The sequence below is a fragment of the Sphingomonas sp. 22R3R2A-7 genome (genome assembly GCF_036856055.1).
Lineage (GTDB): Bacteria > Pseudomonadota > Alphaproteobacteria > Sphingomonadales > Sphingomonadaceae > Sphingomonas.
The window spans coordinates 740,658-761,614 of the sequence record NZ_JASPFR010000001.1; the positions used below are offsets into that span (position 1 = coordinate 740,658).

Annotated in this window: 18 protein-coding genes and 1 pseudogene; 15 read left to right on the forward strand and 4 right to left on the reverse strand. The window is 67.0% G+C overall.

The window, feature by feature from the left end; translation table 11 throughout:
- Window positions 1-18 precede the first annotated feature (18 nt).
- Window positions 19-1,728 (reverse strand): chloride channel protein, encoded by a 1,710-nt coding sequence (locus tag QP165_RS03395; protein WP_333993808.1) that lies wholly within the window; start codon window positions 1,726-1,728, stop codon window positions 19-21.
- Window positions 1,729-2,144: 416 nt separating this feature from the next.
- Between QP165_RS03395 and QP165_RS03400 the strand changes: the two genes are divergently transcribed.
- A complete protein-coding gene (locus QP165_RS03400; RefSeq protein ID WP_443019257.1) occupies window positions 2,145-3,239 on the forward strand; it encodes a serine hydrolase in 1,095 nt (364 codons plus the stop codon).
- Between the two features lie 44 nt (window positions 3,240-3,283).
- On the opposite strand, the gene QP165_RS03405 is transcribed toward QP165_RS03400, so the two are convergent.
- Window positions 3,284-4,009 (reverse strand): hypothetical protein, encoded by a 726-nt coding sequence (locus QP165_RS03405; protein ID WP_333993810.1) that lies wholly within the window; start codon window positions 4,007-4,009, stop codon window positions 3,284-3,286.
- 278 nt (window positions 4,010-4,287) lie between these two features.
- On the opposite strand from QP165_RS03405, the gene QP165_RS03410 reads away from it, so the two are divergent.
- The 14 genes and pseudogenes from QP165_RS03410 to QP165_RS03475 all read left to right on the forward strand — a co-directional run bounded on the left by QP165_RS03410 (window position 4,288) and on the right by QP165_RS03475 (window position 19,411).
- The gene (locus QP165_RS03410; RefSeq protein ID WP_333993812.1) at window positions 4,288-5,631 is read left to right on the forward strand and encodes an SLC13 family permease; all 1,344 of its coding nucleotides are present in this window, start codon (window positions 4,288-4,290) and stop codon (window positions 5,629-5,631) included.
- A gap of 9 nt (window positions 5,632-5,640) precedes the next feature.
- Window positions 5,641-6,701: pseudogene (locus QP165_RS03415) on the forward strand (endonuclease/exonuclease/phosphatase family protein).
- Between the two features lie 218 nt (window positions 6,702-6,919).
- Entirely contained in the window at window positions 6,920-7,942 is a 1,023-nt protein-coding gene (locus QP165_RS03420; RefSeq protein WP_333993816.1) for a potassium channel family protein, read from the forward strand.
- A 284-nt stretch (window positions 7,943-8,226) separates the two neighbouring features.
- Window positions 8,227-9,240, forward strand: coding sequence for a Gfo/Idh/MocA family protein (locus tag QP165_RS03425; RefSeq protein WP_333993818.1), 1,014 nt, complete (start codon window positions 8,227-8,229; stop codon window positions 9,238-9,240).
- A gap of 60 nt (window positions 9,241-9,300) precedes the next feature.
- Window positions 9,301-9,903: a hypothetical protein gene (locus tag QP165_RS03430; RefSeq protein WP_333993819.1), complete on the forward strand. Its 603-nt coding sequence runs from the start codon at window positions 9,301-9,303 to the stop codon at window positions 9,901-9,903.
- A gap of 287 nt (window positions 9,904-10,190) precedes the next feature.
- On the forward strand, window positions 10,191-11,369 hold the full coding sequence (locus QP165_RS03435; RefSeq protein WP_333993821.1) for an inositol-3-phosphate synthase: 1,179 nt from the start codon (window positions 10,191-10,193) through the stop codon (window positions 11,367-11,369).
- Window positions 11,366-12,259 (forward strand): hypothetical protein, encoded by an 894-nt coding sequence (locus tag QP165_RS03440; RefSeq protein WP_333993823.1) that lies wholly within the window; start codon window positions 11,366-11,368, stop codon window positions 12,257-12,259. The genes QP165_RS03435 and QP165_RS03440 overlap by 4 nt, the downstream gene beginning before the upstream one ends.
- On the forward strand, window positions 12,256-13,353 hold the full coding sequence (locus QP165_RS03445) for a class I SAM-dependent methyltransferase (protein WP_333993824.1): 1,098 nt from the start codon (window positions 12,256-12,258) through the stop codon (window positions 13,351-13,353). Before QP165_RS03440 ends, QP165_RS03445 begins: the two co-directional genes overlap by 4 nt.
- A 2-nt stretch (window positions 13,354-13,355) precedes the next feature.
- A complete protein-coding gene (locus QP165_RS03450) occupies window positions 13,356-14,351 on the forward strand; it encodes a Gfo/Idh/MocA family protein (protein WP_333996932.1) in 996 nt (331 codons plus the stop codon).
- Window positions 14,342-15,157 carry a hypothetical protein gene (locus tag QP165_RS03455; RefSeq protein WP_333993825.1) on the forward strand — a complete coding sequence of 272 codons (816 nt, stop codon included), beginning with the start codon at window positions 14,342-14,344 and terminating at the stop codon, window positions 15,155-15,157. Before QP165_RS03450 ends, QP165_RS03455 begins: the two co-directional genes overlap by 10 nt.
- Window positions 15,154-16,674, forward strand: coding sequence for a YcaO-like family protein (locus tag QP165_RS03460; protein ID WP_333993827.1), 1,521 nt, complete (start codon window positions 15,154-15,156; stop codon window positions 16,672-16,674). Before QP165_RS03455 ends, QP165_RS03460 begins: the two co-directional genes overlap by 4 nt.
- Entirely contained in the window at window positions 16,671-17,501 is an 831-nt protein-coding gene (locus tag QP165_RS03465; protein WP_333993829.1) for a sugar phosphate isomerase/epimerase family protein, read from the forward strand. The genes QP165_RS03460 and QP165_RS03465 overlap by 4 nt, the downstream gene beginning before the upstream one ends.
- A gap of 181 nt (window positions 17,502-17,682) precedes the next feature.
- Entirely contained in the window at window positions 17,683-18,708 is a 1,026-nt protein-coding gene (locus QP165_RS03470) for a glycosyltransferase family 4 protein (RefSeq protein ID WP_333993831.1), read from the forward strand.
- Between the two features lie 7 nt (window positions 18,709-18,715).
- A complete protein-coding gene (locus QP165_RS03475) occupies window positions 18,716-19,411 on the forward strand; it encodes a PIG-L deacetylase family protein (protein WP_333993833.1) in 696 nt (231 codons plus the stop codon).
- A gap of 130 nt (window positions 19,412-19,541) precedes the next feature.
- On the opposite strand, the gene QP165_RS03480 is transcribed toward QP165_RS03475, so the two are convergent.
- Together QP165_RS03480 and QP165_RS03485 are read right to left on the reverse strand one after the other, a co-directional pair.
- Entirely contained in the window at window positions 19,542-19,862 is a 321-nt protein-coding gene (locus tag QP165_RS03480) for a hypothetical protein (RefSeq protein WP_056023848.1), read from the reverse strand.
- A 118-nt stretch (window positions 19,863-19,980) separates the two neighbouring features.
- Window positions 19,981-20,895 (reverse strand): LysR family transcriptional regulator, encoded by a 915-nt coding sequence (locus tag QP165_RS03485; protein WP_333993836.1) that lies wholly within the window; start codon window positions 20,893-20,895, stop codon window positions 19,981-19,983.
- Window positions 20,896-20,957: the final 62 nt, after the last annotated feature.

Sequence of the window (20,957 nt, forward strand, 5' to 3'; positions counted from 1 at the left end):
CGATCCACCGGACGACAGTCAGGCTTCACCAAACATCTCGCGCTGGGATTTGTCCAGTTCCTCGGCATAGCGTCGTCGCGCGTGCGATTCCGACACGATCCCGAGCACATTGCCGCCCCCGGCGACGATGGCCATTTCGTCTGCGCCCGCCGCATCGAAGGCAGCCATGACGGACTTTATGTCAGCGTCGGGTGACAGCACCTCGTCTTGATGGATCGCCAGCGTGCCGATCGCGTCGGTCGACGCGACGCCCTCGGCAAACGCGCTGGCGGTCTGGACGATGCCCGCGTAGCGATCCTGCTCGTCCACCAGGACGACGCGACTGGTCGACCCCAGCGGAAACAGACGGCGAAATTCGGCGACGGTGATCCGCGCAGGCGTCGGCCGCTCCACCTTTCGCATCATGCGTCCGGCGGTCAGCATCCGGACCCAGCCTACGTCGCGCGCGCTCTTGATCGTCTCGCCACGAAGGTGAAGCCGCCACGTCGAGAAGGAATAACCGAACGTCTCGCGCACGATCGTGGAGGACACCAGCGACGCAGCGATCGTTGCGCCGGCGAGCGAGAAGTCGTGCGTCGCCTCCAGTACCAGCATGGCCATCGTCATCGGCCCGCCGACGACCGCGACCGCCAGTGCCGCCATTCCCACCAGCGCCGCATTCTCGCGATCGACCAGCCCCTGCCCGGCAATCCAGCCCAACCCGCCTGCGTAGAGCTGGCCGAGCAGGCTGCCGAGGAACAGCGAGGCGAAGAACAGCCCGCCCCGGAAACCGAAGCCGAGCGAGATCACCGAAGCCGCGCTCTTCATGATGAGGATTGCGGCAAGGATCGTGAGGGGGACGCCATATTCGAGGTCGATGTGGAGAGCACCGTGTCCTGCGGACAGGATCTGCGGCGTCAGCCACGCGAGCGGGATCAACAGCAGGCCACCGACGATCGGTCGCCACGACGTGCGGACGGGCATGCGCCGCGTCAGTGCCTCGACCCCGGCAACCGCGCGCATCAGAAGGATGCCGAATGCCGCGGTGACGGCCCCAAGACCGGCGTAGATGAGGTAATGGTGCGTCTGAACCTGCTCGGCGACGGTCGCGTGGACCAGATAGGGCTGCGCGCCCAACGCCTGCGCGACGAGTACGCCGGACAGCGAGGCCGCGGCGACGGGGGCGATTGCAGCGGGCGTGTAGGCGCCGATGACGATCTCGAACGCGTAGAACGCGCCGGCCAACGGGGCGCCAAAGGCACCTGCGATCGCGGCGCCCGTGCCTGCACCGACCAGGATCCGCAGGTCGGCACGGCGCAACCGGAACCAGCCGCCCGCGATCGAGGCGACGACCCCGCCAAGCTGCGCATAGGCCGCCTCAAGCCCGACCGATGCGCCGAACCCGTTCGAGATGATCGTCTGGCCGGAGATGACGAGGCTGTCGCTCCTCGACATGCGACCGCCGTGCAGCGCGTTCGCCTCGACGGCGTCGACCATGCGTCGCGTTCGCGCCTTCGTGAACCACGAGAAGAGTGCCAGCACGACACCGCCGAGCGGCAAGGCGAGCAGCGCCAGCAAGGGTATCGCCGGCGTCGCGCTCAACCGCTGACCGCTCGGGAGGTCGAAAAGCAGATGCTGGATCGTGCGCGCAATCATCCCCTGCACGACGCTCAGCAAACCGGCCGCGCCGCCGATCGCGACCGCCAGCAGGATCAGCACCGCTTCGCTCGCGCGCAGGCGCTGCCGCATCCATGACGTGGCCGACCGTATGGCTGTGACGTCCATGCTCACGCGCGCGCGGCCCGACACATGGCGCTGCGACCCGGTGGGAAATGCGCAGCAGCGCGGCGAACATGACCGGCGTGATGGCGCCACTCAGGATCCGGAGCAGCACGGCGCCGGTTCATGGTGTTGCCTGTCCCGCACCGGTGATGCTCGCCGGCACCACGAGGATGGGCAACGGCACCAGGAGAGAGCGAGGCAGACGCATGGCGCCGGTTAAACCCAAGCCGTCGTCCCGGCTATACCGATCTCGGCGGCAGCGATTCCGCCGAGGACGGATTCAACATCCCCGCGCCGAGCCGAGGCCGCTGCGGGTCGAAGCCGATGCGATCCGGTTCCGCTTCACGAGCAGGCGGCTACAAGACCTGAAAGGGGAAGTGTCGTTGTCATTTGAATTGCTGTGTCGCCGCGTGGGCATCGTTGCCGGTCTGTCCGGGCTCGCGGCGTGCGTTCCTGCCGGTCGACAGCCTGTCTCGCCCGCATCCGTACCGATCACCGTGCAGACGACCACGCCTGCCCGAACACCGCCAAAGCCGGTGCCAATCCGGGCCCAGCCGTCGGCCGACCTGCTCAACGCCGTCCAGGCGCTGGGCGCCAGCTTCAAGGGTGAGGCTGGCATCAGCGTCCGCGATATCGACGAGGGTTGGGTCGTCGCCTGGGAAGGCGACAGTCCGCGCCCGCAGCAGAGCGTGAGCAAGTTCTGGGTCGCGATCGCGGTGATGGATGCGATCGACCGGGGCCGGATGTCGCTCAGCGATCCGGTGACGGTCACGAAATCCGATCTCACCGTGTTCCACCAACCGATCCGGACGCTGGTCGGCGCGGACGGCTACCGGACGACGATCGGCGAGCTGCTGCGCGGGGCGATGACGCGCAGCGACAACACCTGCAACGACGTGCTTCTGTGGCGCGTCGGCGGCCCCGACGCGATCAACCGCATGCTCGCAGGAAAGGGCGTTGCGGGCGTCAAGTTCGGCCCGGGGGAGCGGCAGTTGCAGGCGCGTACGGCCGGACTGGAATGGCGGCCGGAATGGGCTGGCGGCTGGGGATTTCTTCAGGCGCGTGCGGCGATGACCTATGAAGCGCGCGACAAGGCGCTGCGTCGGTATCTCGCAGCGCCGCTCGACGGCGCCTCGGCCAATGGCGTGACGCTTGGGCTGTCGCTGCTGGCGCAGGGCAAGCTGTTGAGCGCACGCTCGACCGCGTCGTTGCTGACCCTGATGCGCTCCAGCAAGACCGGCCCGCTTCGTCTGAAATCGGGCCTCCGCCCAGGCTGGACTCTCGCGCACAAGACGGGGACGGGCCAGGACCTCGGCACGCTGTCGACCGGGTATAACGACGTCGGATTGCTCGTCGCGCCCGACGGGCACCGCTATGCAATCGCCGTGATGATCGCGAGCACGCGGCAACCGATCCCGGTGCGGATGCGGCTGATGGGCGACGTGACACGCGCCGTCGTCGCGGCTGCGGGCCGGTGATCGCGAACCACCGCCGATGCGCGCGCTATGGGGCCGGCCAATCGCTAGCGATCGGCGGCCCCTGCAGTGGTGACGTTCCAGGTTGCGAGCGTCTTGCCCGTACGAGGGTTGTCGATCGCCACCTCGTCCATCGTCACGCCGACGACGCAGATTGGGCGCTGCTCGGCCCCCGCAGGCTGGCGACAGGACACCGGCCCCTGCCCCGGTATGTCGGCAATCCGACCCGCGATCCGCAGCTGGAATCCGCGTTCGGCCTGGAGTGCGTCAGGTTGCAGGCGAACGACGGTTTCATACGGCTTGCCATTCCGCTGGCCCAGTCGCGCGCCGTCACCGTCGAAGAACTGGGCGATCGCCAGCGTCTGCCCCGGCAACGTCACGGCGTCCGTTCCATCCGGCGCGGGATTGTCGCGCGTTGCGGGGCACGCCTCACTCGCCGTCCAGGGTCGCGCTATCCAGAACCCCTCGACGGTCTCCCCTGCGGTCGCCTGCCCCGCGGCATCGAGGATGTCGGCGCGGGTCCAGACGACCGGCGCGACGTGCACCCGGAGGGCCTTGTCCGTCTCCTCATACCGCCAGCGCATTGCGGCGTCGCTTTCGGCCTCGGCCGGCCCGCGACATCCGAACGGAAGTCGCAGTTCGAAGCGTTGCCCCGCAGCGTCGGCGACAGCCCTGGGCATGGCCTGACCCGAGGCGACCGCGTCTGCCATCTGTGCGGCCAGCGTCATGATATCGGCACGGGCCAATACGGCATTGCCGGGCGTCGGCGGCACGACCGGTTCGCGCGCAGCGGAAGGAGCGGCAGCCACCGGTTTGGCAACGACAGGCTCGACGCTACGCGGTGACGTTCCGCGCCCGATGAGAAATCCGGTCCCGCCAACAGCCAGAGCGGCCGCAATACCGCCGGCAAGAGCAAGACGACTTTTCCGCAAGCTTGGCTCATCCATTGCTGACCGATAGCAAAACCGGTCAATTTCGCATACCCGATCGCGATGCCCACGACCCACATCGCGATGGCCATATTGCACAGCCCCAATTCACGGAGGCCTGCATGACACTCGATCAGGTCCTGACCCTGGTCGTTCTGGTCACGGTCGTCGCAGCGCTGATCTGGGACAAGGTGCGCTCCGACGTCGTGGCGCTGAGCGGTGCTGCCGTCCTGCTGATCACAGGCGTGGTCCGCCCGATCGAGGTGCAGGGTGCCTTTGCCAGCCCTGCGATCATCGCGCTCGCGTCGTTGTTCGTCATCGCCTACGCGCTCGAACTGTCGGGGCTGCTCGACCGGGCGATCGAAGCCGCGGTCAAGATGTGCAAGCGCCTGGGATCGGCCGGCATCTGGCTGATGCTGGGCGCGATCGGCCTGGTGTCCTGCTTCCTCAACAGTACCCCGATCGTCGTGCTGGGGGCACCGGTGGTCCGCGACGTCGCCACCGCGTTGAAGCTGCCGCCCAAACGCTATCTGATGCCGCTGTCGTACATCACGGTTCTGACGGGCTGCTGCACGCTGATCGGCACGTCGACCAACCTGCTGGTCGACGACATGGCGCGTGTCGCAGGGCAGCCGCGCTTCGGCATGTTCGAGATCACGCCGGTCGGGCTGCCGATGGCGCTGGCGGGCGGCATCTACCTTTTCCTGTTCTCGGGCAAGCTCATGCGCGGCAGCCTCGCCGACCCGGCTCCGGTCGCATCGGCGCGCGAGATCGATGTCCCGGGTGCGCAGGTGGGCGACTCGTCGCTGTTCGCGGAGCATCGTCCCTTCCAGCCGGTCAAGGCGGCGATCGCGCTGGGCGTCTTCGTCGCTGCGATCGCGGTCGCCGCGGCCGGGCTTGCGCCGATCGCCGCCTCCGCCTTTGCCGGCGCGGTCGTGTTGATCCTGTTGCGGGTCATCACGGCGGACGAAGCCTATGGTGGCCTGCGTCCGCAGATCCTGATCCTGATCGCGGGCATGGTCGTGATCGGCATGGCGATGGAGCAGAGCGGTCTCGCCGCCCAGGCGACCGGGGCACTGGTCGGATCGATGCAGGAGTTCGGCCCGCTGACCGCGCTGATCGTGCTCTACGGCATCACCATGGTGCTGACCGAATTGCTGTCGAACGCGACGGTCGCCGTGCTGGTCACACCGATCGCGGTCGCGCTGGCCGAAAGCCTGGGCGTCAGTCCGCGCCCGTTCCTGGTCGCGGTGATGATGGCGGGCAGCGCGGCGTTCGCGACACCGTTCGGCTACCAGACGAACGTCATCGTCTACCAGATGGGCGGATATCGCTACATGGATTTCGTGAAGGTCGGCCTGCCGCTCAACCTCATCACCTATGCCGTCGCGATCCTGGCTATCCAGACGTTTTTCCGTTCTGATGAAGACCGGCCGTGGCTTGGTTGGTCGCCCTGCCCGATCTAGACGGCACGCATGCGCATACTCATCGTGCTGATCCGGGTCCTTGCCGGATTGCTGATCCTGGTCACCGGGCTCAGCCTTTTCGAATCCAATGAATGGTGGATCCGGATATGGGATTTTCCGCGCGTCCAGATCCTCGCAGGCCTGGTGCTGGCTGCCGGCCTGTCGCTTTGGCTCGATCGGCGCGCGGGACGCGGCATCGCCGTGCTGTGCGCCGTCGCCGCGGGCTGGCAGCTGTACCGGATCTATCCCTACACACCGCTGGCAAGGACGGAACTGGCCTTCGCCGACAATGTACCCGGCGCGAAAGGCGCGTGTTTCAGCGTGTTGTCGCTGAACGTGCTGGAATCGAATCGCGACTATCCGCGGACCGCACGCCTGATCGACCGGATGCGCCCCGACATCCTCCTGCTCATGGAAACCGACCGCCGCTGGGCAGACGCACTGGCGACCCAATTGGCCCGCTATCCCCACCGGCTCGAACGCCCCATCGAAAACACCTATGGCATGATCCTCGCCACGCGCCTGCCCATGCGCGATGGCCGGATCGAGACGATCGCAGAGAAGGACACGCCGTCGATCCACGCCGAGCTGACGGCCGGTAGCGCGTTCCGGGTGATCGCGCTTCATCCAAGGCCCCCATCCCCGGACAGGATACCGAGGCCCGCGATGCGGAGATCGCGATCGCCGCAAAGCGCGCGGCGAGTACCAGGCTGCCCGTCCTCGCGATCGGCGACTTCAACGATGTCGCCTGGTCGCATACGTCGCAGCTCTTCAAACGGGTCGGGGGGTATCTCGATGCGCGGATCGGTCGCGGTACGTTTGCAACCTTCCCCGCCCGTACGCCTTTGCTCGGCTGGCCGCTCGATCACATGTTCGTCACCCCCGACTTCAAGGTTCGCGACCTCGCGGTCCTCGAGGATGTCGGTTCGGATCATCTGCCGATCCATTCGCGTCTCTGCCTGACAGGCAGGCCGGCCACGAACGGGACGCCTGAACGCGTATCGAACGAAGATCGGAAAGACGTGAAGGAGGTTCTGCAGGACTATCGCGAGGAACGCCGCGACCGCTGAGCGTGGCGCAGCCGGGCGGGCGCCGGAATGCCGAGGGCGTCGGCATAACGAGGCGCGCCGCAAGATCACCGGCTGCAATTGAACGGCGCGTTCGACCGGGTTCCGCTGGGACAGGCGATACGGTTCGAGGCCTGTGACCGCGGCAGACCCCATCTCCATGCGCCGATCCTCGACGAACCGCCGCTTCACACCGGCTGCGCAGCGATGCATGAGATGGCATGACCACGAACGATGCAGACATCGTGCACTATCGCCTCCGACGCCAGAGCCGAACCCCGGCGTGGCTGGCCCTGTCCTGGCGGGCGCTGGTTGCGCTGGCGCTGATCGGCATCGCGCTCGCGGTCCATTGGTTCGATCGCGATGGCCTGCGGCAGAACTCGGGCGAGCCTGTGACGTTCGCCGACATCCTGTACTTCACGATGATCACCGTGACGACGGTCGGCTACGGCGACATCGTGCCCGTGACGCAGCAGGCGCGGATGTTCGATACCTTTGTCGTGACACCGATCCGGCTGTTCGTATGGCTCATCTTTCTGGGAACCGCGTATGATTTCTTGCTTAAAGGCGTCTGGGAGAAATGGCGTATGTCGGTAATCCAGCGACACCTCGAAGGCCATGTCGTGGTTGCCGGTTTTGGTACAAGCGGGTCTGAAGCCGTAAGTGAATTGATCCGTCGTGGTGCCGATCCAGGCATGATCGTCGTCGTCGACGAGCGCGCGTCGGCGTTACGCGCAGCGGAGAGTTGCGGCACGACGGTGATGGACGGCAACGCCACGCGCAACGCCGCGCTGGAGGCGGCCCGTCTCTCGAACGCCCGAGCGCTCATCGTCTCCGCCGGGCGCGACGATACCTCGATCCTTATCGTGCTGACGGCGCGGCGGATCGCGCCCGATCTGCCGATCAGCGTAGTGATCCGGTCGGAGGACAATGAAGCGATCGCGCATCAGGCAGGCGCCAACGTGGTCATCAACCCCGCCAGCTTTGCCGGTCTCCTGCTCGCCGGCTCGACCCACGGCGCGCATACCGCCGAATACATGGCCGATCTCGCCGCGTCCGGTGGGCGTGTCGTCCTCCGAGAGCGCGAGGTCACCGCCGAGGAAGTCGGCAAGCCGCTTGCCGATATCACCACCGGTCTCGGTCACCGCATCTATCGCGGGCATCAGGATTTCTGCTTCTGGGAGCCTGAAGCGTCGAGTCTGGAGGCGGGCGATATCATCGTCGAGGTCGTCCCTCGTCGCTGAACCGCGGCCCGAAACCTGTCCGCGTCCTTTCGATACTGACCGGCAGAGCGCCACCGCAACGTGTGGACGTACGCGCACAGATATTGTTGGTCTCGGAGCCTGGTGAATCGATTACCGGCATCCGCTAAGGGGAACGAACCTGGTGGTTTTCCGAGGGCATTTTGACGCACGCAATTGATCGACGTTCGCTGCTCCTCGCTGCCGCGGTTGGCGGCTCGGCTCTGGGCACTTCCATGGCGTCAGCCTCATCAACACCGCGTCAGGCGGGAAAACCCCCGTTACGCGTGGCTGTCGCTCGGCTGACCCACGGCCATGTCGCCGGTCTTTTTGGCGATCTTGCGCAAAACGCGGTGCAGGTGGTCGGCATTTACGAGCCCGATCGTGCGGTCTCGGCCCGGTATGTCCGGGAGTTCGGGATAGATCCGGCGCTGGTGCATGATCGGCTCGCACCGATGCTGGACGGGACAAAGCCTGACGCGGTCCTCGCATTCGGGTCCGTTGCGGAACATCGGGCGGTGGTCGAGGCCGCCGCACCGCGGAAGCTGCACGTCATGGTGGAGAAACCGCTGGCGTTCGACGTCGCGGAAGCGGAGGCGATGGCAGCGCTTGCCCGCCGTCACCGCATCCACCTGCTCACCAATTACGAGACCAGCTGGTACCCAAGTCGTTCAGCGCTTCATACGGCGATCACCTCGGGCGTTGCGGGTGCCATCCGCAAGGTCGTGTTCCGAGATGGTCATTATGGCCCGAAGGAAATTGGCGTACAGCCTGAGTTCCTGTCGTGGCTGGTCGATCCGGCGGCGAATGGCGGCGGTGCGATTGTCGACTTTGGATGCTACGGCGCAAACCTCACGACCTGGCTCATGGGCGGACGCCCTCCGATCAGCGTGACCGCGGTGACGCAGAAGCTGAAGAGCGATCCTGTATATGCACGGGTCGACGATGAGGCGACGATCGTGTTGACGTATCCCACGGCCACTGCGGTCATCGAGGCATCGTGGAACTGGCCGGATCACCGCAAGGACATCCAGCTCTTCGGCGAAAAAGGCCTCCTTATTACCCCCGATAGCCAGACGGTCATGGTGCGCAGGAGGGGAGAAACACGCGATCGTCCACTTCCGGTCCGCGAGCCATCTTATAAAGATCCGTTCTCTTTCCTTGCGGCCGTGGTTCGAGGGGAAATGATGGTACCCGATCTCGATCCCTCATCGCTCGCGAACGCGGTGATCGTGGCCCGTATCCTCGAGGCGGCTCGGCGGTCTGCCGCGATCGGGCAGACGGTGAAACTTGCATCGTGAACGGGGAAAATCGGCGCACAGCCGCCGTTGCTTCGGCAGTCGGACAGGGTAGGATACCCTATGCTGCTAGCGACACTGCTCTTGATTGCGACGGTTGGCCAGGACGTGTCCGAACTCACGTTCAGGCGAGTGATAGCGGACAATGCGACCTATCACCGCGAACGGTTCATCGAGGCAGGGCTTATGCCAATCGAGGAGGCTGCGAAAAAAGGACGGAATGTTCGGCGCTTGCTCGTCTCGGTCTGGATTCCGGGCCGTCCGCCCGTGATGGAAATCGAGCGGCAGAGCGACGGTTCGGTGACGCTCCTCCTCGCGTGGCAGGATAAACCTTCGGAGCGGCATCCGCTTGACGCCTCGGTTTGGAAGGATCTTACGGCGCTCGATAAAGCCGTGTTCGCGACGCCAAAATACGACCGGAACGAAATCGGGAAACCCCCTGAAGGCGTTTATGGCTGCCACGGCGATACGGCCGCTTTTGAAGCGAGTATCGAGGGTCGGGTGCAGACCGCGGCGGCTAGCCAATGCCTCCCGAGAATGGAGTCCTTCGACGACGCCAAGCGATCCGTGATCGCGCTGTTCTCGAAAGTGGCCATTACCACCCAGGCTGGTTGCAAGACAGATGATGCCCGGCCAGCCGAGGCCTTGATTCACTGTTTCCGCTGAACAGGACTGTTCCGAAGGTCCGCACTTGGGCGCCAGCCGCGGCCGACCGCTTTGCGCCGCTGCCCCAAATCAAGAACGTCTTGGATCTGACGGATAGCGGATCGCGCAGGTGATGATGCCACCGAAGCGCGCGGGACGGCGTGCCCGCCGGGAGCGACTATCGCAGCCCCGCCTAGAGTGGCAACATATGTAACCTTAAGAACACTTTAACAGCCGTTTTCACAGACATTTGTGGACTTTGCCCATCGGTTGGCTAGCCCCGGCCTCTGCTTTGAGAGGACGTAGTTATGGGCGAACGGGTCGGGATCGCGGTGATCGGACTGAATGGCGCGGTGGCCACCACCGCTGCGGCGGGTATCGCGATGATCCGTGCAGGGTCGAACGACCTGTCGGGCCTGCCGCTCGCCAGCCGCGACGTCGAGGGCATGGCGGCATATCGCGACCTGCATTTCGGCGGCTGGGACCTCAGCCATGACGACCTCGCGACCGCCGCGCTGAAGCACGGCGTGCTTACCGAGGGCGATCTCGCCAACGGGGCCGCCAGCCTGTCCGGCATGCGGCCCTGGCCCGCCGTCGGATCGACCGATTTCTGTGCGAACATCGACGGCGCCAACAAGATCGCTGCGCCCGGCCACCGTGCCGCGGTCAAGCATATCCAGGACGATCTCGCGCGCTTCAAGAGCGAGCAGAATCTCGACCGGGTGGTGATGATCAATCTCGCCTCGACCGAGCGCAAGGCCGACCTCGGTGCGGACGCGCTGACCAGCGTCGAGGGGTTCGAGCGCGGTCTCGACAGCGACGACGCGGCGATCAGCCCGGCGATGCTCTACGCCTATGCCGCGATCGCGAGCGACACGCCCTATGCCAATTTCACGCCGTCGGTCGCCGCCGACGTCGCCCCGCTCGCCGAGCTTGCCAGCCAGCGCGGCGTGCCGATCGCCGGCAAGGACGGCAAGACCGGGCAGACGCTGCTGAAGACCGTGATCGCGCCCGCGTTGCGTGACCGCGCGCTGCACGTCGACGGCTGGTTCTCGACCAATATCCTGGGCAACTCGGACGGCCTCGCGCTCGACGATCCCAAAAGCCTCGCCTCGAAGGTCGATACCAAGAAGTCGGTGCTCGACCAGATCCTCGGCTATCCGGTCGAGGATCACATCATCATGATCCATTATTACAAGCCGCGCGGCGACAACAAGGAAGCGTGGGACAATATCGACCTGACCGGCTTCCTCGGCCAGAAGATGCAGTTGAAGCTGAACTTCCTGTGCAAGGACTCGGTGCTCGCCGCGCCGCTCGCGATCGAGATCGCGCGCTGTCTGGCCCTCGCGCAGACGCGCGGCGACGGCGGCGTGCAGGACCAGATGGGGATCTTCTTCAAGATGCCGCAGACCGCCGACGGCGGCGAGCCGATCCACGCGTTCGGCGAGCAGCAGCTGATCCTCGACACCTGGCTCGACCGCCGGTGAGTTTTGGCGCAGCGTATCTGCCGCTGTTGCGCGAACTCGGCGACCTGAAGCGGATCCGCTCGGCGGAGCGCGACGGGTCGATCGCAGAGCGGTTGTTCGCGCGCGGCTGGGCCGCGCTGGCGGCGGGCGAGGCACCGGTGGCCGTCATGCGCCGCACGGTTGCCGCCGCGCTCGCCGCGGCCCGGCTGGGCGATCTCGACCGCGCGACGCTGGCCAAGCTTGGACTTTCGGACGCGGAAGCGCGCGCGGTACTCGAACGCGCGTTCGACGAGGTGACGGTACTGCTCGACCCGGCGCTCGCCGCCGAGCTGCGCGATGCGCTGCCGGACGGGGCACCGGCGGCCGGGCCGGTGCCGCGGTTCGTGCCGCAACTGGCGACCCAACCGCGCGCGGGCGTCACCTGTCCGGGCCGGCCGCGCCTGTTGCTCCAGCCACCCGAGAACCATGCCGAGCATTGCCTGATCGTCGCGGTGTACGGCGTGCTCGCAGCGCCCGGCTATGGCGCGGATCCGGCAGAGGTGTTCCTCGCGTCGATGGCGCATCATTTCCACAATGCCGCGATGCCCGATGCGGGGTTTACCGGCGAGGTGCTGCTCGGCGACCTGCTCGACCGCGTGATCGATGCCGCGCGCGAACAGGCGATGGCGATGCTCGATCCGGCGCTCGCGGCGCAGGTCCGCGCGGCGATTGCACCGATCGCCGGCGATGCCACCCCGGCGGCGCGCGCGTTTCACGCCGCCGACGTGCTCGATCGGGTGCTGGAGATCGAACAGCATCTCCGCGCCGCGTCGGCAACGATGGACAGCGTCCTCCACACCTATGAGCTCGTCCATGCCGGACCGGTCAAGACGTTCCACGACCGCGTGCTGAGCGACGTCGGCCTGTTGTGACCTATTGCTCGCCGCTTTCCGGACGGCCGCTGGTCGCGGATACGCCGCATTCGCTCGCCGCCCCCGGCGAGCGCTGGCCGGTGGTCGACGGCATCCCGTATCTGCGGACGGACAGCGAGGGTCTGGTGGCCGTAGCGCTCGACCATCTCGACGCGGGCTGCCCGGACGATGCGCTCGTCGCGCTGCTGACCGACCAGGATGCGTGGTGGACCGGCCCAGCAACCGATCTCGGCGAGCTGAAGCAGCTGGTGCGCGAGCGCGACACACTGTCGCTGCGCGCGGCGATGGCGTTGCTCCGGATGGGGCCGGTGGCGGATTATTTCGCGCATCGCTGGAGCGATCCGACCTATCTCGCCGGGCTCGCGCTGGTCGAGGCGCACTGGCGGCAGCCGGATACCGCGTTCGAGTTGGCCTGCGGAATCGGTCATTATCTCCGCGAGCTTACCGCGCGTGGCGTCGCGTGTGTCGGCGCGGACGTGGTGTTCTCGAAATGCTGGCTCGCCAAGCATTGGGTGGCACCTGCCGCAGACTATGTCGTGTTCGACGCCGCGGCAAAGTGGCCGGTCGCGGCGCAGCGCTACGACCTGGTCGCGTGTCACGACGCCTTTTATTTTCTGCCCGATCAGCCCCGTATCGCCGACCTGTTGCGTGAGGCCGTCGCACCCGGCGGCGTGCTCGCCGTGAGCCATGTCCACAATGCCGCCGTCGCGGGCGGGGCGATGGGACCGGCACGCGCCGGCGCCGAATGGGCGAAGTTGTTCCCGAACGCCGGCGTCTATGACGAGCGCGAGCTGCGTCGCGCGTTGCTGGCGGGCGATGCCCCCGTCCCGACCCGGTGGTCCGACGATCCCGCGATCGAGGCCTGGTCGATCGTCGAGCCGGACGGCAATGCGCCACGGCTGCTGACCGGCGGGCTGGCGATGCCGGTTGCCGACGCGGTGCTGGTTCCCAATCCGTTGCTCGGTGATCCTGAGCCGCGCTGGCCCTCCGAACGCTACCGCGCGGAATATGGCGCAGCGGCGACATGGCTGTCGGATACCGGCGACGCGGCGCGGCACCGTCGCGTCCTGGACCTGCCGGCGCGGTGGTGGTGAGCATGCGCTGGGGCATCGTCGGCTTCGGCTGGGTCGCGCGCGATTACATGGCGCCGGGGATCGCGGCATCGGGCGGAACCGTGGTCGCGATCGCCGACCCCTCGCCGATGGCGCAGGCCAGCGCGATGTCGGGCGGTATCCTCGCCTACGATACCGCCGAGGCGATGCTGGCCGATGCCAAGCTCGACTGCATCTACGTCGCCACGCCCAACAACCTCCATGCCGACCCGGTCCGCGCAGCGGTCGCGGCGGGCGTTCCGGTGCTCTGCGAGAAGCCGATCGCCGCGACGCTGGACGATGCCGAGGCGATCGGATCAGCCGTCGCGGGACATCTCTACGGCACCGCGTTCGATCAGCGCCATCACCCCGCACATCGCGCGATGGCGCAGGCGATCGGCGACGGGGCGATCGGCCGACCGATCGCGGTGCGGATCGTCTACGCCTGTTGGGTCGACCCGAGCTGGTCGCCGACCGCTAGCGATGGCGGGTGCAACTGGCGCGCCGATCCGGCCGCAGCGGGCGGCGGCGCGGTCATCGACCTTGCGCTCCACGGCCTCGATCTGGCGGCGATGCTGGTCGACGAACCGCTCGCGCGCCTGCACATCGACCTGCAACGGCGCATCCACGACTATCCGGTCGACGATGGCGGGATCCTGTCGGGGCGCACCGCAGGTGGCATCCTGCTCCAGAGCCACGTCGCGTATAACTGCCCCGAGGTGCTGCCCCGCCGCCGGCTCGAGATCCTCGGTGAGGACGGGCTGCTGGTCGCGACCGACACGATGGGCCAGACCGAGGGCGGCACCGTGATCCGGCGTTGCGCGCGCACCGGGGACGAGACCGCCCTGCCCTTCGACGCCGCGCTGTCGCCCTTTGCCGCGCAGGCCGCCGCGTTCGCCGCCGCCGTCCGCGGTGACGCGCATGATTTCTCCATTGACCGGGACCTGTCGCTGATGCGCCTATTCGACGCCGCCTATAGCGAGGCGCGATCATGCCTCTGAGCTGGTATGCCTGCGCGCATTGCGGTTTCTGGCAGCGCCACTTCGCGCCCGCCGATTGCCCGGTCTGCAACGACACGCGCAACGACCTGCCCGAGGACGGCTGGCGCTTTCTTCCCGAGCAGGACGTCGCCGCAAGCCATGACGGCAGCTGGCGGCAGGTTGCCGACGATCTCTGGGCCTTCACCACGACGCCGCATCTCGGGCTCGGCGGCACCGGCTGGCTGATCGTGCGCGACGGCGGCAACATCGCCTTTGAGGCCGCCCCCTATTATTCGCCCGCGATGCTCGACCAGATCGCGCGGCTCGGCGGCATCCGTTATCTCGCCGCCAGTCACGCGCATGGCTATGGCGCGCTGTTCCAGCTCCAGCGCGACTGCGCGCCCGAGATGCTCGCGATCCACAAGGACGACCTCGGCATGACCAAGGCGTTCCGCGTCACGACGCCTTATGATGACGTCCTGGAGATCGCGCCGGGCTATACGCTGCATCACGTCGGCGGGCATTACGAGGGTCAGGCCGCGCTCCATGACGCGGTCGGCAAGCGCTTGTTCTGCGGCGACATGTTCAAGATCGACCAGGACGAAGCGGGTGTCAGCCACGCGATCTCCAGTCACAAGGCGTTCCACAAGGACATCCCGCTGACGCATGGCGAGATCCGCCATTACCGCGCGGTGATCGCGCCGCTGGCGTTTGATGCCGTGCTGACCCCGTTCGAATATGCCCCCGAAGTTGGCCGCGATGTCGCCGTCGCCGTGCTCGACGAGGCGCTGGCCCGTGCGCCTGGCGTGAAGAGGATCCCGCTATGACCCGCACTATCACCGGCCTGCCCGAGCAGTTGGACGCGGCCTGCCATCTGTATCTCGACGCGTTTCCCGCGGGTGACATCGTCGCGTTCCCGATCGACGGGATCGACCGTGTCGGTATCCCGGTCTGGGTGGTCGCGCTGTTCCCCGAAACCACCGACCTCGACGGCATCATGCCCTACGGCGTCGGCTATGGCGCGACCGACCAGGCCGCGATCCTCGGCGCGCTGGGCGAGATCGCCGAGATGGTCTGGCCGACGCTGACCTTGTCCGCGCGCGGCAAGACGCATGGCAGCTATGCCGACCTCGTCCGCGAACGCGGCGAGCGCGGGATCGCCGATCCGCTGACGCTGTGCCTTCCCGCAGGGTCCCCGGTTGGCCGCGAGACGCCGCTCGACTGGGTCGAGGCCCGGCGGTGGGCGGACGGCTCGAGCGTCCTCGTGCCGATCGACCTCGCCGCCTATTCCGCCAAGGAACTGGCCCCCGGCTACGTGCCGTTCACGACGATCATTTCCAACGGGATGGGCGCGGGGCCGGACCTCGACTGGGCGATCGGCCACGGACTGTGCGAGATTCTCCAGCGCGACGGCAACGGGCTGCTGTTCCGCGCGCTCGACCGCGGCGTCGCGATCGACCTGCCCGAATCCCTGCCCGCCGAGATCGGCGACCTGGTCAACCGGTTCGCCGCCGCCGACGTCCGCGTGATCCCCAAATTCGCGACCGACGAATTCGGGCTCGCCAACGTCTATTGCGTCGGTGTCGATGCGCGCGAGCCCGCGGTGCCGATCATGGCGACCGCGTGCGGCGAGGCGGCGCATCCCGACGCGGTGCAGGCGCTGGCCAAGGCGATCGCCGAATACGCCGCAAGCCGCGCGCGCAAGGCGTTCGCGCACGGCCCGATGGCGCTTGCCGAGACGATCGCGCCGCGCGGTTATATCGACCGGTTCATGGCGCAGGCCGGCGGCGCCGCGAAATCGAGCGACAGCCGCGCCTTCACGGAGATGCAGCGCTGGACCGATGTCGACGCCGCGACCCTGCGGGACTGGCTTGCCGGGACGATGCTCGCCGAGCGCAGCCGCCATGCCTTTGCCGACCTGCCCCGCGCCGACGTCCCCGATGCCCGTGCGCGCGGCCAATTGGCGCGAGAGGCGGTCGAGACCGCCGGGTTCGACATCCTCTACGTCGACATGTCCCCAGCGGATGCCAGCGTCGCGGTCGTCAAGGTGATCGTGCCGGGCATGGAGGTCGAGACGATGAGCTATTACCGGATCGGCGAGCGCAACGTCGCCAAACTCGTCGCGCTCGACAGCCCGCTGGTCAGCTTCGGTGGCGAGGCAAGCGCGACGCGCCGGCCCGTCCGCCTCACGGACGAAGCGATCGCACGGCTGGGCGGCCAGCCCTTCTTCGATACCGCGCTGGCAGACGACATCGTCGGCCCGCTCTATCCGCTCTACCGCGAACCCGAAGCGCATCACGTCGCCTGGTCCGAGCAGAGCCTCGAGACGGACGCGACACGATGACGCTCCGCTTCGCCTACAACACCAACGGGGCGGCCAACCACCGGTTGGACGACGCACTGCACCTGATCGCGGACGCGGGCTATGACGGCGTCGCGCTGACGCTCGATCATCACCACCTCGATCCCTTTGCCGACGATTGGGCGCACGAGGCGGAGCGCGTCGGCGCGCTGCTCCGGTTGCTCGGCCTGGGATCGGTGATCGAGACCGGTGCGCGCTATCTGCTCGACCCGCGCGACAAGCATGAACCGACGCTGGTCACGGCGGACCCCGCAGGGCGTGAGCGGCGAGTCGCGTTCCTCGCCCGCGCGCTCGAGGTCGCCGCGATCCTCAATGCCGAGACGGTGTCGTTCTGGGCGGGTGTGCCGAAACCCGGTGTCGCCCGGCACGATGCGCTCGACTGGCTCGACGCGGGGCTCGCCAAGGTCGTCGAGCATGCGGCACGGACCGGCATCCCGGTCAGCCTCGAGCCGGAACCCGGCATGCTGATCGAGACGGTGGAAGACTATGCGCGCCTCGCGCGCCGCCATCCGGACCTGCGTCTCGCGCTCGACACCGGCCATTGCCTCGTCACGCAGGATATCGCCCCCGACGCCGCGGTACGAACCTATGCCGACCGCCTCGGGACCGTCGCGGTCGAAGACATGCGTCGCGGCGATCACACGCATTTGCCGTTCGGACAGGGCGACATGGACATCCCCGCCATCCTCGCCGCGCTGGAGTCGATCGGCTTCGACAAGCTGGTCTGCGTCGAGCTGTCGCGCGAGAGCCCGCGCGCGCATCAGGCGATTCCGGAGTCGATCGCCTATCTGCGCGCGGCGCTGTCCTGATGCGGATCGGCTTCGTCTCGCGCCGCTTTTTCCCCGCGATATCGGGGATGTCGATCTACGCGATCAATCTGCTGCGCCAGCTCGTCGCAGCGGGCCATGACGTGACGATGATCAGCCAATATTACGGCGACCCCGCACGCGCCCGCGTCTATGGCGGCGGCCCCCGCCCCCGGTGCCGGGGGTGCGCGTCGTCGGCCTCGAAGCGCTCGGCGAACAGGACGGCGGCGACTTCGAACGCGATATTGATGCGATGGTCGAGGCGATTGCGCGCGACCATGCGGCGCATCCGTTCGACCTGCTTCACGCGCAATATGGCTATCCGACCGGCTGGGCGACGATGATCGCCGCTCGGCGTCTCGGCCTGCCCTGCGTCGTGTCGATCCAGGGCGGCGACGGGCATTGGGTCGGCTCGTGCTGCGAGACGCACCGGCTCGCGATGGTGCGCGTGCTCGACCATGCCGGCGCGCTGCTGATCGGCGGCGCCAGTTTCGCCGGAGAAGTCCACGACCGGCTCGGCACCCCGCTCGACCGGTTCACGATCGTGCCGGGGGCAGTCGACACCGACCATTTTACGCGAGCAGTGATGACCGCGCCCGAAGGTCCGGTCCGGTTGCTCTATCACGGCCGCGTCGACCGCCGCAAAGGCGTGCTCGACTTCCTCCAGGCGCTACCGGCCGTGCGCGGCGACTGGCACGCGACCATCTCCGGCATCGGTCCCGACGTCGACCCCGCGCAGGCGCTTGCGACAGAGCTGGAACTTACCGACCGCGTGACGTTCAGCGGCTATGCGGACTATGATGCGGTGCCGGAACTGTACCGCGCGCATGACGTGTTCGTATCGCCGACCTACGCAGAGGGGTTCTCGAACACCATCCTCGAGGCCATGGCGTGCGGCCTTGCGGTGGTTTCGTGCCACGCCGTCGGCGTGGTCGATTGCATCCGCGACGACGAGAACGGAATGCTGACCGATCCCGGCGATGTGCCGGCGCTCGCGGCCTCGCTGACTCGTATCATCGCCGATACCAGCCTGCGCACGCGTCTGGCGACCGCGGCACTGGAAGAATGCCGCCGGGTCTATAGCTGGGACGCGGTCGGGCAGCAGATCGTCGGCATCTACCGCGACCTGAGCGGCCATCCGCAAACTAAGTTCGATACGACCCTGCCGATGACCCCCTGCCGCTTCCGCAGCGAACCACATCTGTTGTGAGCGATCGATGAAGCTGCTCGCAATATCACCGCATCTGGACGACGCGGCCTTCTCCGCAGGCGGGCTGCTGGCGTTGCGCGTCGACCAGGGCTGGGACGTCACCGTTGCGACGTGCTTCACCGGCAACGTCGCGCAGCCAACCGGGTTCGCGCTCGCCTGTCAGCTCGACAAGGGGCTCGGCGCCGACATCGACTATATGGCACTGCGCTGTGACGAGGATTACGCTGCGTGCCGGGCACTCGGCGCGCGCGCGATCCATCTGCCGTTCCTCGAGGCACCGCACCGCGGGTACGCCTCGGCCAACATGCTGTTCGCCGAACGACTGCGAGACGACCGGATCGTCGACGCAATTGCAACGGCGCTGGGCGAGCTGCTCGCGGCGGAACGGCCGGATCTCGTGCTGGGGCCGTTGTGCCTCGGCAACCATGTCGACCATCATGTCGTGCTGGACGCGATCCGGCGATCCTGTGCCGATCATGCCGTGTTATTATGGGAAGACTGGCCCTATGCCGATCGCGAAACCCGGGTCGCCGCAGTGCCGACGCTGATCGAACGTCTGACGCCAGAAACTCGGGCCCGTCGCATCGCCGCGTGCGCAGCATACGCCTCGCAACTCGGTTTCCAGTTCGGTGGACTCGAAGCCATGTCCGAGCGGACCGAACGGATCGCCGAGGAACGCTTTTACACTTTGCACATGGCCTGATCCGTCAGCCACCCACGCTGCCGGACACGTAAATACCGCAGGCCGCTCCGCAACCTCGGCCGCACGTTCAGCATTCAAGTTCAGCGGATCGGCGCCGACTTCGACCTCGATCTGCATCCGCCCCGGGCGCTCAATTACCTTCGGCGTCGACCATGAAGACGACAGGCTTGCCGCGCGACATCGGCTCCCAGCCGGCCGCCACAGCGGCGCGGACGCACCGTGAGATCATCGCGTCGTCGAGCTGTAGCCGACCATGCGGCAACCCCTTCAACAGCCGCTTGGGCGCCGGAAATTCCATCAACGCCTCGCGCTTGGCGTCCCGCTGGAGAAGGGAGATCGTCATCCCCTTCCACCCCCCATCGTCCGACGGATAGGGTTCGCGCTGGAGGTGCCAGTCATATGTTACCCCATCGACATCGACGGTACCGGCATTGCTTCGAGACTTTGACATTCTTGGGCCCCTAGCATGCCAACGCTGCCAAGGCACCGGCTCGCGATTTTCGACCTGCCTCTGCTCAGCCATGCATCCATCCGGCTGAACGGACGGCGACAGTTGCGATTTCCCCGACCTACGCGCCGTCCCACGGCGCATTCGCGAGCTCGCGGGCCAGATAGTCGATAAGCGCCTGCACCCGAAGTGGTCGCAGCGGGCTTGGCGGCATGACGAGGTGTAGCCCCAACGGGGTCACCGACCATTCCGGCATCGCGACCTTCAGTTTGCCGTCGCGCAGTTCGCGCCAGACCAGGAACTCGGGCTGGATCGCAAGCCCCTGCCCCGCAACGAGCGCTGGATTGAGCAGATCGGCATTGTCCGTCCAGACGCGCACCGGCGGCTCGATCGCCTCCTCCCCGAACGTCGGATGCGTGAAGCGCCACGCCCTCGACGCACCACCCGTATAGGCCAGCGCGCAATGCCGGCTCAGCTCGGCGGGGTGCGTCGGCATGCCGTAGCGGTCGAGATAGTCGGGCGACGCTACAAGCAGCAACCGGACCGTGCAGAGCCGCCGCGACAGCAGCGAGGAGTCGTTCAGGCTGGCGATCCTGAGCGCCAGGTCGAACCCTTCCGATACCAGATCGACCTTGCGATCACTCAGCGCGAAATCGACGGTGATTTCGGGATAGGCCTGCAGGAAGGCCGGCAATACCGCCCCCAGATACGCGATGCCGAACGACAAGGGCGCGCTGATCCGCACGCGTCCGCGGGGCACGGTGGATTGCTCGCCCGCCTCGTCCTCGACGGCCTCGCCCTCGCTCAGGATGCGCGATGCGCGCGCCAACGCGGCGCGGCCGGCATCGGTGAGCGCTACCCGCCGCGACGTTCGTGCAATCAGCGTCAGGCCCAGGCGCGCCTCAAGTCGCGTGATCGCCTTCGAGACGGTGGGATCGGACATGCCCATCTCGCGTGCTGCACGCGAGAAGGAGCCGTGTTTGGCGACCGTGGCGAAGATCGCCCAGGCTTCGAGATCGGGAAGGCGCTTCGTCATTTTCGGCAAGATTGAAATGCCAATCTTGCCGTTTCGTCAAGCCCGATCATGGCGCATCTTCA

Coding starts and splice junctions, on each gene's coding strand:
- QP165_RS03395 (WP_333993808.1), bottom strand. CDS start 1,728: ATGCGGCAGCGCCTGCGCGCGAGCGAAGCGGTGCTGATCCTGCTGGCG.
- QP165_RS03410 (WP_333993812.1), top strand. CDS start 4,288: ATGACACTCGATCAGGTCCTGACCCTGGTCGTTCTGGTCACGGTCGTC.
- QP165_RS03420 (WP_333993816.1), top strand. CDS start 6,920: ATGACCACGAACGATGCAGACATCGTGCACTATCGCCTCCGACGCCAG.
- QP165_RS03430 (WP_333993819.1), top strand. CDS start 9,301: ATGCTGCTAGCGACACTGCTCTTGATTGCGACGGTTGGCCAGGACGTG.
- QP165_RS03435 (WP_333993821.1), top strand. CDS start 10,191: ATGGGCGAACGGGTCGGGATCGCGGTGATCGGACTGAATGGCGCGGTG.
- QP165_RS03450 (WP_333996932.1), top strand. CDS start 13,356: ATGCGCTGGGGCATCGTCGGCTTCGGCTGGGTCGCGCGCGATTACATG.
- QP165_RS03455 (WP_333993825.1), top strand. CDS start 14,342: ATGCCTCTGAGCTGGTATGCCTGCGCGCATTGCGGTTTCTGGCAGCGC.
- QP165_RS03460 (WP_333993827.1), top strand. CDS start 15,154: ATGACCCGCACTATCACCGGCCTGCCCGAGCAGTTGGACGCGGCCTGC.
- QP165_RS03465 (WP_333993829.1), top strand. CDS start 16,671: ATGACGCTCCGCTTCGCCTACAACACCAACGGGGCGGCCAACCACCGG.
- QP165_RS03475 (WP_333993833.1), top strand. CDS start 18,716: ATGAAGCTGCTCGCAATATCACCGCATCTGGACGACGCGGCCTTCTCC.
- QP165_RS03480 (WP_056023848.1), bottom strand. CDS start 19,862: ATGTCAAAGTCTCGAAGCAATGCCGGTACCGTCGATGTCGATGGGGTA.
- QP165_RS03485 (WP_333993836.1), bottom strand. CDS start 20,895: ATGACGAAGCGCCTTCCCGATCTCGAAGCCTGGGCGATCTTCGCCACG.